General features: G+C 33.8%; 17 protein-coding genes. 12 read left to right on the top strand and 5 right to left on the bottom strand.

Translation table 11 applies throughout. From position 1 onward, the window contains the following. Nucleotide 1 precedes the first annotated feature (1 nt). From AB671_RS05180 to AB671_RS05165, 4 genes are read left to right on the top strand one after another with little or no spacing between them, the layout of a single operon-like run. Nucleotides 2–421 carry a hypothetical protein gene (locus AB671_RS05180; RefSeq protein WP_066677108.1) on the top strand — a complete coding sequence of 140 codons (420 nt, stop codon included), beginning with the start codon at nucleotides 2–4 and terminating at the stop codon, nucleotides 419–421. Between the two features lie 2 nt (nucleotides 422–423). After that, complete coding sequence (locus tag AB671_RS05175; RefSeq protein ID WP_066677110.1) at nucleotides 424–1,059, top strand: DUF2306 domain-containing protein; 636 nt, start codon at nucleotides 424–426, stop codon at nucleotides 1,057–1,059. A gap of 5 nt (nucleotides 1,060–1,064) precedes the next feature. Further along, entirely contained in the window at nucleotides 1,065–1,985 is a 921-nt protein-coding gene (locus AB671_RS05170) for a YARHG domain-containing protein (protein WP_082987237.1), read from the top strand. 6 nt (nucleotides 1,986–1,991) lie between these two features. Beyond that, the gene (locus tag AB671_RS05165) at nucleotides 1,992–2,411 is read left to right on the top strand and encodes an energy transducer TonB (protein ID WP_066677112.1); all 420 of its coding nucleotides are present in this window, start codon (nucleotides 1,992–1,994) and stop codon (nucleotides 2,409–2,411) included. Here the strand turns inward: AB671_RS05165 and AB671_RS05160 are convergent. The 3 genes from AB671_RS05160 to AB671_RS05150 form a co-directional block, all read right to left on the bottom strand. Continuing rightward, on the bottom strand, nucleotides 2,408–2,794 hold the full coding sequence (locus AB671_RS05160) for a DUF2809 domain-containing protein (RefSeq protein WP_157444132.1): 387 nt from the start codon (nucleotides 2,792–2,794) through the stop codon (nucleotides 2,408–2,410). The two genes, AB671_RS05165 and AB671_RS05160, sit on opposite strands and share 4 nt — an antisense overlap. Before the next feature lie 84 nt (nucleotides 2,795–2,878). Next, nucleotides 2,879–3,532 carry a thioredoxin family protein gene (locus tag AB671_RS05155; protein ID WP_066677116.1) on the bottom strand — a complete coding sequence of 218 codons (654 nt, stop codon included), beginning with the start codon at nucleotides 3,530–3,532 and terminating at the stop codon, nucleotides 2,879–2,881. A 2-nt stretch (nucleotides 3,533–3,534) separates the two neighbouring features. Beyond that, the gene (locus tag AB671_RS05150; protein WP_082987236.1) at nucleotides 3,535–4,032 is read right to left on the bottom strand and encodes a TlpA family protein disulfide reductase; all 498 of its coding nucleotides are present in this window, start codon (nucleotides 4,030–4,032) and stop codon (nucleotides 3,535–3,537) included. 106 nt (nucleotides 4,033–4,138) lie between these two features. Between AB671_RS05150 and AB671_RS05145 the strand changes: the two genes are divergently transcribed. From AB671_RS05145 to AB671_RS05135, 3 genes are all read left to right on the top strand, one after another. Next, nucleotides 4,139–4,558, top strand: a complete 420-nt coding sequence (locus AB671_RS05145; protein WP_066677117.1) for an energy transducer TonB — start codon at nucleotides 4,139–4,141, stop codon at nucleotides 4,556–4,558. Between the two features lie 63 nt (nucleotides 4,559–4,621). After that, nucleotides 4,622–5,083: an energy transducer TonB gene (locus AB671_RS05140; protein ID WP_066677119.1), complete on the top strand. Its 462-nt coding sequence runs from the start codon at nucleotides 4,622–4,624 to the stop codon at nucleotides 5,081–5,083. Nucleotides 5,084–5,160: 77 nt separating this feature from the next. Then, nucleotides 5,161–5,601 carry an energy transducer TonB gene (locus tag AB671_RS05135; RefSeq protein WP_066677121.1) on the top strand — a complete coding sequence of 147 codons (441 nt, stop codon included), beginning with the start codon at nucleotides 5,161–5,163 and terminating at the stop codon, nucleotides 5,599–5,601. Nucleotides 5,602–5,623: 22 nt separating this feature from the next. On the opposite strand, the gene mutS is transcribed toward AB671_RS05135, so the two are convergent. Together mutS and AB671_RS05125 are read right to left on the bottom strand one after the other, a co-directional pair. Next, nucleotides 5,624–8,212 carry a DNA mismatch repair protein MutS gene (gene mutS / locus AB671_RS05130; RefSeq protein WP_066677126.1) on the bottom strand — a complete coding sequence of 863 codons (2,589 nt, stop codon included), beginning with the start codon at nucleotides 8,210–8,212 and terminating at the stop codon, nucleotides 5,624–5,626. A 243-nt stretch (nucleotides 8,213–8,455) separates the two neighbouring features. Next, complete coding sequence (locus AB671_RS05125) at nucleotides 8,456–9,337, bottom strand: cupin-like domain-containing protein (protein ID WP_066677128.1); 882 nt, start codon at nucleotides 9,335–9,337, stop codon at nucleotides 8,456–8,458. 370 nt (nucleotides 9,338–9,707) lie between these two features. On the opposite strand from AB671_RS05125, the gene AB671_RS05120 reads away from it, so the two are divergent. From AB671_RS05120 to fbaA, 5 genes are all read left to right on the top strand, one after another. Then, nucleotides 9,708–10,589: a bestrophin family protein gene (locus tag AB671_RS05120; RefSeq protein WP_066677130.1), complete on the top strand. Its 882-nt coding sequence runs from the start codon at nucleotides 9,708–9,710 to the stop codon at nucleotides 10,587–10,589. Nucleotides 10,590–10,661: 72 nt separating this feature from the next. After that, on the top strand, nucleotides 10,662–11,192 hold the full coding sequence (locus AB671_RS05115; protein WP_066677132.1) for an RNA methyltransferase: 531 nt from the start codon (nucleotides 10,662–10,664) through the stop codon (nucleotides 11,190–11,192). A gap of 184 nt (nucleotides 11,193–11,376) precedes the next feature. After that, nucleotides 11,377–12,027, top strand: a complete 651-nt coding sequence (locus AB671_RS05110) for a CBS domain-containing protein (RefSeq protein ID WP_066677135.1) — start codon at nucleotides 11,377–11,379, stop codon at nucleotides 12,025–12,027. A gap of 1 nt (nucleotide 12,028) precedes the next feature. Continuing rightward, nucleotides 12,029–12,895, top strand: a complete 867-nt coding sequence (locus AB671_RS05105; RefSeq protein ID WP_066677137.1) for an NAD kinase — start codon at nucleotides 12,029–12,031, stop codon at nucleotides 12,893–12,895. Nucleotides 12,896–12,964: 69 nt separating this feature from the next. After that, nucleotides 12,965–14,035 (top strand): class II fructose-bisphosphate aldolase, encoded by a 1,071-nt coding sequence (fbaA, locus tag AB671_RS05100; RefSeq protein WP_066677139.1) that lies wholly within the window; start codon nucleotides 12,965–12,967, stop codon nucleotides 14,033–14,035. The last annotated feature ends 86 nt before the right edge of the window (nucleotides 14,036–14,121 follow it).

Raw genomic sequence — 14,121 nt, 5'->3', positions numbered from 1 at the left:
TATGAAAAAAACATTAATCATTACTCTCTTTTTAAGCTTTGGGATCTTCTTTTCTCAAAATCACACTTCAGCACTTAACAAAACATTTGAACTTGAAAAAAAAGACAGTTTATATCAAGATGCTGATGAACTTCCAGTCTATCCGGGAGGAATAAATGCTTTTAGAAATAATTTTTCAAAAACCTTCAATAGCAGTAAAATTAATGCGAATGGTTTAGCAAAATCCGAAGCTCGATTTGTAATTTCAGAGGAAGGAATAATTACAGACATTGTAATAATAGGCGAAAATAAATCGATGAATAAGGAAATGGAGCGTAGTATAAAATCCATGTCAAAAACCAAATGGAAACCCGCCTTGCTCAACGGACAGCCAGTAAAATATTTGTTTAGATTGCCTATTGCAATGAATTTCCATAATTAACAATGTCTTTAAGCAGAAGAAACACCATATTTTTAAAAATTCCTCTCATCATAGGATTTGGGTATTTCTTTTGGTTGATGCTGAAAATCACTTTAGAGTATATTCCTTTAGACACCAACGTGAGCTTTTTGATGATTAAGCAAACGGAAGTAGTTGAAAGACCGGAATATCTTTACTTTTTCTACACTCACGTTTACACCAGCATTTTTGTTTTATTGACAGGTTTTTTAGCCATTTTAAGAAAAGATTTTCTATTGAAAAACTTTCACAGAAACACTGGGAAAATTTATATTTTTTTGATTCTACTATTCGCTGCACCTTCTGGAATTTACATGGGAATTTTTGCAAATGGTGGATCTTTATCAAAAATTTCTTTTGTCATTTTAGGTTGTCTTTGGTGGTTTACTACGTTTAAGGCTTATCAATTAGCCCGACAGAGAAAATTTAAAGAACACAAACAATGGATGTGGCGAAGTTTCGCACTTACAATTTCTGCCATCACTTTGAGAATGTGGAAGGTAATTATTGTATATTTATTCCACCCAAATCCGATGGATGTTTACCAAATCATTGCATGGTTGGGCTGGATTCCAAACATTTTATTAATTGAATATTTAATCACAAAAAAGCACATTTAATTTATATGAAAATTTTAAAATTTACTGTAATCACTCTCTTTACCATCAGCTTAATGAGCTGTAAAAAAGAAGCAACAACCGAAGAAAAACCTAAAGACAGTTTAACTGCAAAAAAAGATTCTGTGGTAATCCCAGAAGTTCATAAAGAATACTATGGAATTTATACCGGAGAATTTGCAGGCAAAGGAGAGCTTTATGATAATGAAACCAAAGAATATTACGAAGGAACAGATTATAAAAGGCTTTCCTTAAAAATCAACCGAATTACTCAGGATTCTGTGTACGGACAAAGTATTGTGAATGGAACTCAGCGCCCATTTCGTGGGGTTTTCAATGAAGGTTCTCAATCTTTTATTTTGGATGAGCCAGGAAATGATAAAACCGACGGAAGATTTGAAATTAAGCTAAAAAACGACAGCATCACCGGAAAATGGACCGCTTTTAATAAATCTGCCGTAAAAGCCCCATTAAAAAACTTAAAACTTATCAAAAAAGAGTTCGTTTACAATCCGAATTTTATGTTGGATGAAAATTCAGACCTGATTGATTGGGAAAACCCTAAAGATTTTAAAGAAAAATACACTGACGAAGAAACCGGAAAAACAGAAACTTACACAGCTTCAAAAAACAGGATTGCTTCTGATGCCGTTTTTAAAATCAATGCATCTAAACAAAAACTGACAGAAAAAGACTTGAAAAATCTAAGAAAACTCGATATGGAAATCATCAAGAATGCAGTTTTTGCAAGACACGGATATTCCTTTAAAAAACAAACGTACAGAAACTTCTTTGAGCAAACCGATTGGTACATCCCTGTTTCTAATAACGTTGACAGCGAACTTTCACCCATGGAAAAAGACAATGTGGCTTTGCTGAACCGTTTCATCAAGTATGCTGAAGATAAGTACGATTCTTTTGGAAGATAAATAATCATGAAAAAATATTTAGCTTTTCTACTGATTTTATTTTGCATAATCTCTATCGATGCTCAAAAAGATTCGATACAATATCCTGATGTAAAAGCAGGCTCTGATTATGGAAAAATATCTTCAGACAAAATTCCGGAATTTCCAGGAGGGCACGCTGCATTTATGAAACAAATTATCAATAATTTCAACACTTCCCGATTAGCAAAGCAGAACATTGCAAAAGCAAGAGCAATTGCCGTTTTTGATATTGATAAAGAAGGAAATATGATTAATTTGAGAATGGAATCTTATGACCATGAAGCCGTAAAAACAGAGTTTCTAAATGCACTCAACAAAATAAAAACAAAGTGGGTTCCCGGCGAACAAAATGGCAAGAAAGTAAAAATGCGTATGCGACAACCTCTTCAGTTCAATTTAGACTAATGGTCTTCATTTTTTGATTTGAATTTTGTGAAAATATATAAAATTACGCAACCAACTCCATAACACAAAATATCAATCCACGAGAAAGAATTTCCGATAACAATATACATCAGGCTTCCCGGTTGGAAGCCTAATTTGGCTGCTACATGGAAAAATTGAGCAAACTCAACCAGACACGAAAAAAGAAAAATCCCGATGATTAATTTTGTTTGGTTGATGATGACAAAGCTTTTCACAAAAGTATACAGCAGCATCACCACAATCACATCTCCCAGGTAAGCTCTGATAAAGAAATTATCTTTTAAAATAGTTGCAATTAAAACCTCAACAAGAAAAATAAGGATGGTTAAAAGGAAATATTTCGGGCTAAATTTAAATTTCATCATGATTAATTTGGGCTAAGGCTTTATAAAAAAAGAGCAGACTAAAAGCCTGCCCAATATCTCAATTTAATTTTAAAAATAAAATTATTTTTTCACTTTTATTGTACAGCCTATCGCTACTGTTTTGGCGTTTGCAACTGGTTTTCCGCTCAATAAAGCATCCATTGCATCTTCTACATATCGTTCTGAAACGTCGTTCGGGTCATCATAATTATTATCGATGGCTCCAATATATTTTACGATATTTTTTGCACCTTCTTTCTGAAGAATAAAAACATGTGGCGTTTTTGTGGCACCATATTGAGGATAAACTTTTTGGCCTTCATCCACTAAATACGGAAACGTAAAGCCTTTTTCTTTGGCTCTGGTAATCATCTGTTGAAAACCGTCTTCCGGCTGCACATTCGGGTCATTTGGGTTAATCGCAATCACGGGATAACCGGCTTCTTTATATTTTTTATCAAGCGCAACGATTCTGTCTTCATATTTTTTTGCGTACGGACAATGATTACAGGTAAAAACTACGATGAAACCTTTTGCCATTTTAAAATCGCTCAACGACACCATTTTCCCGTCGATATTTTTAAGCTTAAAATCGGCAGCTGTATCACCCACTTCATAGCCTTTTGAAGAACTTACTTTTTGCTTTGGTTCTTCATTGTTTTTATTGAATGTTGTAAAGTTTAGTAAGCTTAGGCCTATTATCGCTGCAGCAACTAATGTTTTAATATTTTTCATGTTTATAGATTTTTTGTGATTAAGTTTTCCAGTTCAGTTTTTGTCATTTCCCCGTCATTAAAATGTACTTTTTCTGAGTTTTTATAAATAATGGTTACCGGAATATTTCCGTCCCAGTTTTTTTCAAATCGGGGAATCCAGGTATTCATTCGTTTAATGTCATCAAGGAGAATAACTTCTGCGGTAAGTTTCTTGTTTTTAATAAATTGAACAACACGGTCTTTGTCTTTCGGACGGTCTAAAGACACCAAAAGCATTTTAAATTTAGGATTGTCTTTATATTTCTCATTAACCTCCATAAAATCCGGAAGTTCTTTTACACAAGGAGCACAAGTGGTAGACCAGAAATTAAGAACCAGCAGAACCTCTTTTTCTTCCTGAATTTTCTTTTCAAGCACTTCATATTTAATCATCGGAACGTCATTTACAATAATTTGCTCCTGTGAAAAACAAAAAGACATACTGAAAATCAGTGCAGTTAAACTCAAAATTTTCTTCATAATCAAAATTAACGAATGAATTTGTAAACCAATAAATCAGACTTGTTAAATTTTGTTAATTAAATACCATTTAGTTTGAGAGTCTTATTTTTGCTAAAATTAAACGATGAGAAAAATAATTATAATATCCGCATTACTATTTGGCTATTTCACACAAGCTCAAGAAATTGCAGGAACCACCGAGCTGCAGGAATTAGATTTGAAAAAAAACAGATCTGAAATTTTTAATGATGTTGAAAAACCTGCTGAATTTTCAGAAGGCATTAACGCGTTCAGACGAAAGCTACTTAAGAAATTAAAAGTTAAAAATGTAATAAGCAAGAGCATTGAAAAATGCGAACTCATGTTTGTCATTGAAAGAGATGGTACTCTTACAGGAATTACGGCAAGTGGAACTAATGAAAGTTTTAATAACGAAGCTATTCGAGCGGTTTCTAAAATTAAAGGTAAATGGTCTCCCGCTACAATTAACGGACAAAAAGTAAGGTACCGTTTTAAGGTCCCGCTTACCTTAAACTTCAATTAATTTTGATACCCATTTAATATACTTATCTTTGACGATAATACTCAAAACTATTATTAAATTTAAATGAAAAAAGCGTTTTTTTTGATGGTTCTTGGTTTTTCCTCTCTTGTTTTTGCACAAAATACAGAAGAAAAAAAAACTGTTCAGACTACCATTGCTGATGTTTCTGGTTTGCCAGATTATGAAGTTATTAAAAATAGATTAGACCTTAAACAGGTCGTTACAAAAGCAGATACCATCCCTGAATTTCCGGGAGGAATGGATGCTTTTAAAAGAAAATACTTCGAGAACATTGAAACTTTAGACCTTAAGAAAAACGAAAAATTAGATACAAGACTCTACTTTATTGTTGAAAAAAACGGATATGTACGAAACATTACTGCCGTTTCAAAAAACAAAAAACATGCAGAAGCTGCAGAACAAGGATTGAGAAAGATCTTTGTCCGTTGGAAACCTGCAAAATTGAACGGTGAAGCGACACGCTATATATTCTTTTTTCCTTTGGTGAGTAAAAAGTTTAATTAAAGATAATTTTATTTTTTTTAATTTCAATCGGTGTCAGAAATTGACATCGATTTTTTTATTTTTGAAGAAATTTAACGATGAAAAATCTTACTTTAGTTATCATAATGATCTTTAATGGGATTGTTTTTGGACAGAATATTCCAATCCCTTCCGCAACGCCATCAATGCCGAAAGCAATAGAGATTGTTGATGTAGCTACAGTATGTCCTGATTATCCCAATCATGAAGCCTATTTTCCTAATGGCACAGAAGCTTTCACCAAGAAGATTGAGGATGCTATCATATTAGACTCAGTAAAAATCAAAAAGAATGAAAATATTCTTAAAGCAATCCTGAATTTTACCGTAGAAAGGGATGGAAATATTGCAGAAACTCAGGTTATAGGATCAAACAAAAGCTTTAATCATTCTGTAGAAAAAGCCATAAAACGCATCAAAGGTAAATGGATTCCCGCAAAACATAATGGAAATTTTGTAAGAACTAAACTTCAAATTCCTATTACTATAAATTTCAAATAATTATTTGATAAAAAGGCAAAAATTATTTTCCAATCATCTTTTTAATCGAATTCAGCTTCATTAAAGCTTCAATTGGCGTTAAAGTATTGATGTCAATTTTCGTAAGTTCTTCTCTGATATTTTCTAAAACAGGATCATCTAACTGAAAGAAAGAAAGCTGCATATGCTCATCAGTTACTTTTTTAATACTTTCAGAAGAACCGCTTTGAGAACGGCTTGCTTCCAGAGTTTTTAGAATCTCATTGGCTCTGTTGACCACTTTTGCAGGCATCCCTGCTAACTTTGCCACGTGAATACCAAAACTATGCTCACTTCCGCCAGGAACTAATTTTCTCAGGAAAATGATATTCCCTTTATTCTCCTGAATAGAAACATGGAAGTTTTTCACACGCTCAAAATTCACGGTCATTTCATTCAGCTCGTGATAATGCGTTGCAAACAATGTTTTAGCCTGAGTCGGATGTTGATGAAGATATTCCGCGATCGCCCAAGCGATAGAAACCCCATCGTACGTTGATGTACCACGACCGATTTCGTCTAATAAGATCAAGCTTCTTTCAGAAATATTATTCAGAATATTCGCTGCTTCATTCATCTCCACCATAAAAGTAGATTCACCAGCCGAAATATTGTCGCTCGCCCCTACTCTGGTAAAAATTTTATCTAAAAGCCCAATCTCTGCATGCTTAGCAGGAACAAAACTACCGATCTGTGCCATTAAACAAACAATTGCAGTCTGTCGCAAAATTGCCGATTTACCTGCCATGTTGGGTCCGGTAACCATAATGATCTGTTGAGAATCTTTATCTAAAAAGATGTCGTTTGGAATATATTTTTCACCTAAAGGAAGTGCATTTTCGATAATAGGATGTCTCGCCTCTTTTAAATCGATACCAAAACCATCATTCAAAACAGGTTTTGTGTAACTTTCAGAAACTGCCAGTTCAGAGAAACCTACTGCAACATCAAGTTGTGCAATAATGTTTGAGTTTTCCTGAATTCTGTCGATGTAGATCATCGTGTCTGAACAGACTTTTCGGTACAGTTGATTTTCAAGAACGCTGATCTTTTCTTCAGCACCTAAGATCTGGCTTTCGTATTCTTTCAGTTCTTCAGTAATGTATCTTTCCGCATTTACAAGCGTTTGTTTTCTGATCCAATCACCTGGAACTTTATCTTTATGTGTATTTCTTACTTCAATAAAATACCCGAAAACATTATTAAAATCAATTTTCAGACTGGTAATGCCAGTACGTTCTACTTCACGCTGACACATTTCATCAAGAAAACCACGGCCTTTATTTTGCAGACCTCTCAAATGATCAAGCTCTTCAGAAATATTTTGTTTGATGACATTTCCTTTCGCAAGATTGACCGGAAGCTCTTCATTCAAATGATTTTCAAGCAATTCGATCAATTCGTCTAATGAATTTAATGGTTCCAGCCAAGCTAAAATATCAGCATGAGGATGAAGTAATCCTTTAATTTTCTGAATATTGATCAAACTTTGACGCAGATAACCCAATTCTTTAGGTGAAATTTTTTCTGCTGCCAGTTTTCCCATTAATCGGTCTAAATCTGAAATAGCACGCAATAATTGGGAAATTTCATATTTTAATTGATCGTTTTCGTTTAAAAAATCAATCAGAGAAAGTCGCCTTCCAATTTCTTCGACAGATTTTAAAGGAAGAATAATTCTTCTTCTCAGTAATCTTCCGCCCATTGGTGTGGAAGTTTTATCAATAATATCCAAAAGAGATTTTCCTTTCGGGTTGCTTGGATAAACGATCTCGAGATTTCTCAGCGTAAAATGGTCCATCATCAGATAATCTTCCTGCGGAATAATCTGAATTTTGGTGATGTGCGCCAATAATTTATGATGCGTATCTTCAACGAGATAAGCGAAAATAGCTCCTGCTGCAGTAATTGACAGGGGAAGCCCCTCTACTCCAAAACCTTTTAACGAATTGGTTTTAAACTGATTTGTTAATTTTTCGTAGGCAAAATTATACTGATACGCCCAATCTTCCAATTTAAAAACATTCCTGTTTTTCAGCTGATCCGGGATCTGTACACTTCGCTGATAAATAATTTCACTCGGATCGAATGTATTGATGATGTGTAAGATTTTATCTAAATTCCCTTCACTCACCAAAAACTCTCCGGTGGAAACATCAACCAAAGCAATTCCGTATTTTTCTTTTTCCTTGTGAAGCGAAAGCAGAAAATTATTCTTTTTTGAACTAAGAACCTGATCGTTGAACGTAACTCCGGGTGTCACCAATTCCGTTACGCCACGTTTTACAATTCCTTTGACGGTTTTTGGATCTTCCAATTGGTCGCAAATCGCCACACGAATTCCCGCTCTTACCAATTTTGGCAAATAAGAATCTACCGAATGGTGCGGAAAGCCAGCCAATTCGATATGACCTTCTCCGTTGGCTCTTTTCGTAAGAACAATACCCAAAATCTGAGATGTTCGAACGGCATCCTGCCCAAAAGTTTCGTAGAAATCTCCCACTCTGAAAAGTAAAAGTGCATCAGGATATCTCGCCTTGATGGTATTGTACTGCGTCATTAACGGGGTTTCTTTCTTCGTCGCCTTTGCCATTGAGATCGTTCTTAAAATTGGGTTGGTAAAAGTATGAAATAAAAAAGAAGGAGGGAAATGTTGATTTTAGATCTCCCACAGATTCCGCAGATTTTCACGGATGATTGAGGAAAAATTGCCACGAATGCACGAATTAGTTTATGATTATTTTTCTTAGATGATGTTTAAAACAATTTTATGTGTAAAAAATTCGTGCATTTGTGACGTAATAATCTGTGCGAATTTGTGAAATCCGCGGGAAAATCAAATTTTAATACTTTTCAAATGTTTCTCCAAAGCTTCCGTCGCTTTTTCATACGCCCATTTTTGCTTGAAATTCACCCAATTTGCTTTAAAAAGTTTTCGCATTAGTTTATCAGTATATCTCATGATAAAAACATGGTATATCATATTAGCAAAAACTTTAGGTTTATTAGGTAAAGCTCTTAACGACATCGAAAAACCAGGCTCCAAATACCTGTTAAAATGCCAAAAAGCTCCGGGAATGAAAAGTGCATCGCCATGTTCCATAAAAATTTCAATGCCTTTTGCATATTTCAAAGCAGGAAATTTTTCATAATCCGGATTTTCATAATCAATATCGTAAACCGTGTGAACCGACAGCGGAACTTTATATAAAAACTTCGACTGTTTCTGGTCAAACAAAAGAATTCTCTTCTTTCCTTCAAAATGAAAGTGCATAAAATCTCCCAAGTCAACGTCATAATGCATTAAAACATGCGCATCACTTCCGCCAAAAAATAACGTAGGAAGCCTTTTGAAAAATTTAATTCCTAAATCTGGATACGTGAAGTTTTTGAGAAGCTCGGGAAGACGGTCGGTAATAATATAAAAGAAAATACGAAGGTCGGATGGTTTAGATTTTATTGTATTAATATAATCTTTCATTTTCATCTTTGTGACAGGCGCATCAGAACTTTTCTTAGAATCCGCTGGTTTGTTATTATACAACGGAACTTCCTGTTCACCAGCTTTTTCTTTAATGAAATCAAAATTCCATTTATCGAAAGCTTCCCAACGGCTCGCATAATTTTTTATGAGGAGCAGTTTCTGTTTTTTGAAATAATTTTGCTGAAAATCTTCCTTCGTTATATCGTTTACAACATCTACGTTTTCGAGAATCATGAGTTTGTGAATTTAATGCGAAATAAAAATAGTATTTTTTTGAAATTTATAAAAATTTTGATTTTAATTCCCACAAATTACTCAGATTTGCACAGATTTAAGCATAAACTTATTTTTAATCTGTTGCTCATTATTGTAAAACGCAATGAAGGCAAAGATTTTATTGAAAAAAAATTTTTATAAGATAATCAAAGGAGTTCTACTTAGCAAAAAGTATAATCTTTCAACTAAGTTTTTTTCGTATTAATAAAATCTGCGACATCGGCTTGATCAGCGAGAAACATTTAAGCTCATCTAATTGAACTTAAATTAAAATTTTCGCAAAAAAGAATAAACCGAATATTTTATCTTTGTAGAAGACATACAACCCATGAGAGTTTACAATACTAAACATTTCCTGAAAATATTGGTCAGCTTACACAAAAGCGACACCATGAAAATCCTTTTCCCAACAATGATTTTGATGGCTGTTTACTCTTACGGAATCCAGTATTTGGAAGTTGAGTATCTGCATTTAACCGCAAAATCTAAAGTGAGCAATGTAGGATTGATTCATTCATTATTAGGATTTGTTTTATCTTTATTATTGGTTTTCAGAACAAATACAGCTTATGACCGATGGTGGGAAGGAAGAAAACTGTGGGGAAAACTGGTAAATGACACTAGAAATTTCGCCGTAAAGATCAATACGATTCTTTCAGACGACAGAGATTCTGCAAATCAGATTGCAAGATATTTAAAATACTATCCGCATTTTTTAGCAAAACATCTTTCTCAGGAATCTACAAGATTGGCTTTAGATGAAGATTATTCTGAAATTGAAAAATCGTTAAGAAATCACGGACCTACGGATTTGGTGATTCTTTTGACTCACAAATTGCATCAATTAAAAAAAGAAGGAAAAATATCTGATGTAGAAATGCTGTATTTAGACACTCAAATTTCAGGTTTTCTTGATGTTTGTGGAGGTTGTGAAAGAATTAAAAACACACCGATCCCTTATTCATATTCTTCATTTATAAAAAAATTCATCATTTTATATGTTTTGGCGTTACCGATTGCTTATGTGATCAATCTTGGATACTTCATGATTCCATTGACGGTTTTTGTGTATTATGTATTGATGAGTCTGGAATTAATTGCTGAGGAAATTGAAGATCCTTTCAATAATGATGAAAATGATATTCCGATGGAAACAATAGCTCAAAATATTGAGAGAAATGTGCATCAAATCATGGGTGCAAAAAAATAAAAAATAATGAATCGTTTTTAAATCCGTTCATTAAGAAGAATTCGTAAATTGTAATAAGAAATAAAAATTATTTTGGTAAATAAATTAAAACTGGAAGAGCTCAACAGAATTGATGTAGAAACTTTTAAAAAAGTTGAGAAAATTCCTTTGGTGGTCGTTTTAGATAATATAAGAAGCATGCACAATGTGGGCGCAACTTTTAGAACGGCAGATGCTTTTTTAGTTCAGAAAATTATTCTGTGTGGAATTACTCCACAACCGCCACATCGTGAAATTCACAAAGCAGCTTTAGGCGCAACAGAAAGTGTAGACTGGAGTTATGAAAGTGACATTAACGCAACTATCAATGATTTAAAAAGCCAAGGTTTTGAAGTTGTAGGTATCGAGCAAACGACAAACAGTACAATGATTACTGATTTTAAAATTGACAATACTAAAAAGTATGCGGTAATTTTAGGTAATGAAGTAGAAGGAATCAGCGATGAAGCTTTGCAGAATATTGATTCTTTTATTGAAATTCCGCAGCTCGGAACAAAGCATTCTTTAAATGTAAGTGTATGTGGTGGGATCGTGATGTGGGAGTTTGCAAAAGCCCTAAAATAAAAAAACTGCGTCTGTCAAAAGACAGTGCAGTTTGAAATAAATCTAATAAAAAGTAAAAATGAAAGGCGACAAAGATACTTTATTTTTCTTTACGAACAAATTTTTGAATCCGTTTTTTTACTTTTTTGAAAAATAACTTAACTTTTAGAGAAAGGTTTCGTTTAAAATTTTATAAATTAGCACCATGTTTATCAAGGACTATATCTCAAAAGATTTTCCGTGTTTTCATCTGACTGACTCTATCGAATCAGCTAGAGAAACCTTAGAAGCATTTGGATATTCGCATATTTTCATTAAAAAATCTCACCACTTTTTCGGAGCTATTGCCAAAGACTTCCTTTATGAGGAAGAAGGCACTTTGAAAAATCTGGAACATCAAATCGAGCGGTTTGCGATTTTGGAAGACAATAATATCATGGACAGCATTCGATTGTTTTATACATTCAATGCCAATGTGATTCCTGTGATCAACAAAAACGAAAAATATTTGGGATACATCTGTTGTGATGATGTTTTTCAAACCTTTTCAAAATACCCTCTGTTTTCGGAAACCGGTGCTATTCTTACGATAGAAACTCCGGCAAGAAAATATTCAATGACAGAAATTGCAAATATCGTCGAGAGCAACAACTCTAAATTTTACGGCGGATTTATCAGTTTCATGTCGGATGAAGTAATTCACATTACGATCAAGATCAGTAACGAAAATTTAACTTCAATTGATGCAACATTTGACCGTTATGATTACAGAATTGTAGAAAAATATTATTCTGATGAGAAAACAGATCTTTTCAAAGACCGTTTAGGTTTTTTACAAAAATTTATCGAAATATAATATGAAGGCAGCCATATATTCTCAGAAAAAAGATCTTGATACTTTTTTATATTTAAGCAAATTTATTTCTGAACTAGAAAGCAGAGGTGTAAGATCTGTTTTGTTTGACGAAATGGCTGAAGCGCTTCAGTTTTCTAAAATTTTTGAAACTTTTGGCAACAAACAGGATTTAATTGATCATCAAGTTGATCTTTTTTTCACTTTTGGTGGCGACGGAACCATTGTAAACTCTTTAACCTTTATTGAGGATCTAGAGATCCCTGTTGTAGGAGTGAACACCGGAAGACTCGGATTTTTGGCAAGTTTCACCAAAGAAGAAGCCTTCAAAGAACTCGATTCTATTTTAAAAGGTGATGTAAAAACCAGCCGAAGATCTGTGATAGAAGTTGTTTCACCCAGATCTGACGAGTTTTTTCCGTATGCTTTAAATGATGTAACGGTTTCCAGAAAAGAGACCACATCAATGGTAACGGTAGATTCTTATATTAATGATGAATTTCTGAATGTTTTTTGGGGCGATGGCGTAATTGTTTCTACACCGACAGGTTCTACAGCTTATTCATTAAGTTGTGGCGGGCCGATCATCTCACCTAACAACGAAAATTTTGTCATTACACCGATTGCTCCACACAATTTAAATGTAAGACCTTTGGTTGTTAATGATAAAGTAGAAATTAAATTTAAAGTGGAAAGCAGAGTTCCGCAATATTCTCTTTCATTAGATTCAAGATTAATTCATATCGAAACCGATAAAGAAATCATAATTAAAAAGGCAAGTTTCCAGTTATTATTGGTGCAGCCCAACAATTTAAGCTTTTACGAAACCATCCGTCAGAAGCTACTTTGGGGACGAGATAAAAGAAATTAGTAATTTCTTAAAATTGATTACCTTTACAAGAATTTTCAAAAAATATCCTAATATTATAATAAAGTAAACATGAGTAGAATTTTCCCGGCAGGAGTTGCCACAGGTCAGTTAGTTACAGATATTTTTCAATATGCTAAAGAAAACAAATTTGCATTACCTGCAGTAAACGTGGTTGGATCTAGCAACGTAAACGCAGTAATGGAAACTGCAGCAAAATTAAACTCACCTGTAATCATTCAGTTTTCTAACGGTGGGGCATCTTTCAACGCTGGAAAAGGATTGAGCAATGACGCTCAGAGATCAGCTATTTTAGGTGGTATCGCAGGAGCTAAACATATTCATACCCTTGCTGAAGCTTATGGAGCAACAGTAATTTTACATACAGATCACGCCGCAAAAAAATTGTTGCCTTGGATTGACGGTTTGATGGATGCTAACGAAGAATTCTTCAAGCAAACAGGAAAGTCTCTTTACTCTTCTCACATGCTTGATCTTTCTGAAGAATCTTTAGAAGAGAACTTAGAAATCTCTGCTAAATATTTCGAAAGAATGGCAAAAATGAAGATGACTTTAGAAGTTGAGATCGGGGTTACAGGAGGTGAAGAAGACGGTGTAGACAATTCTAGTGTAGACAATTCTTTATTGTACACACAACCTGAAGACATCGCTTACACTTACGAAAAATTGAAAGCAGTTTCTGATAACTTTACCATTGCAGCAGCATTCGGAAATGTACACGGAGTTTACAAGCCAGGAAACGTAGTTCTTACTCCAAAAATCTTAGATAACTCTCAGAAATTTGTTCAGGAAAAATTCGGAACTGCAGAGAAGCCAATTAATTTTGTATTCCACGGTGGTTCAGGTTCTTCTTTAGAAGAAATCAGAGAAGCTATTGATTACGGGGTAATTAAGATGAATATTGATACCGATCTTCAGTTTGCTTACACAGAAGGAATCAGAGATTATATGGTAGAAAATGTAGAATATCTAAAAACTCAAATCGGAAATCCTGAAGGAGAAGAAAAGCCTAACAAAAAATACTATGATCCAAGAGGGTGGATCAGAAAAGGAGAAGAAACTTTCTCTAAAAGATTGGTTAGAGCTTTTGAAGATTTAAATAACGTAAATACGCTTAAATAAATTATAATTGATAAAAGATGAGCGATAAGTGATTTTAAAACGCTTTCCTCTTCTTTTATCATTTATCATACATCAATTATATAGTT

The sequence above is a fragment of the Chryseobacterium sp. BGARF1 genome, assembly GCF_001677955.1.
In the GTDB taxonomy this organism is placed as follows: domain Bacteria; phylum Bacteroidota; class Bacteroidia; order Flavobacteriales; family Weeksellaceae; genus Chryseobacterium.
This window is presented reverse-complemented; position numbering and strand designations above follow the sequence as displayed.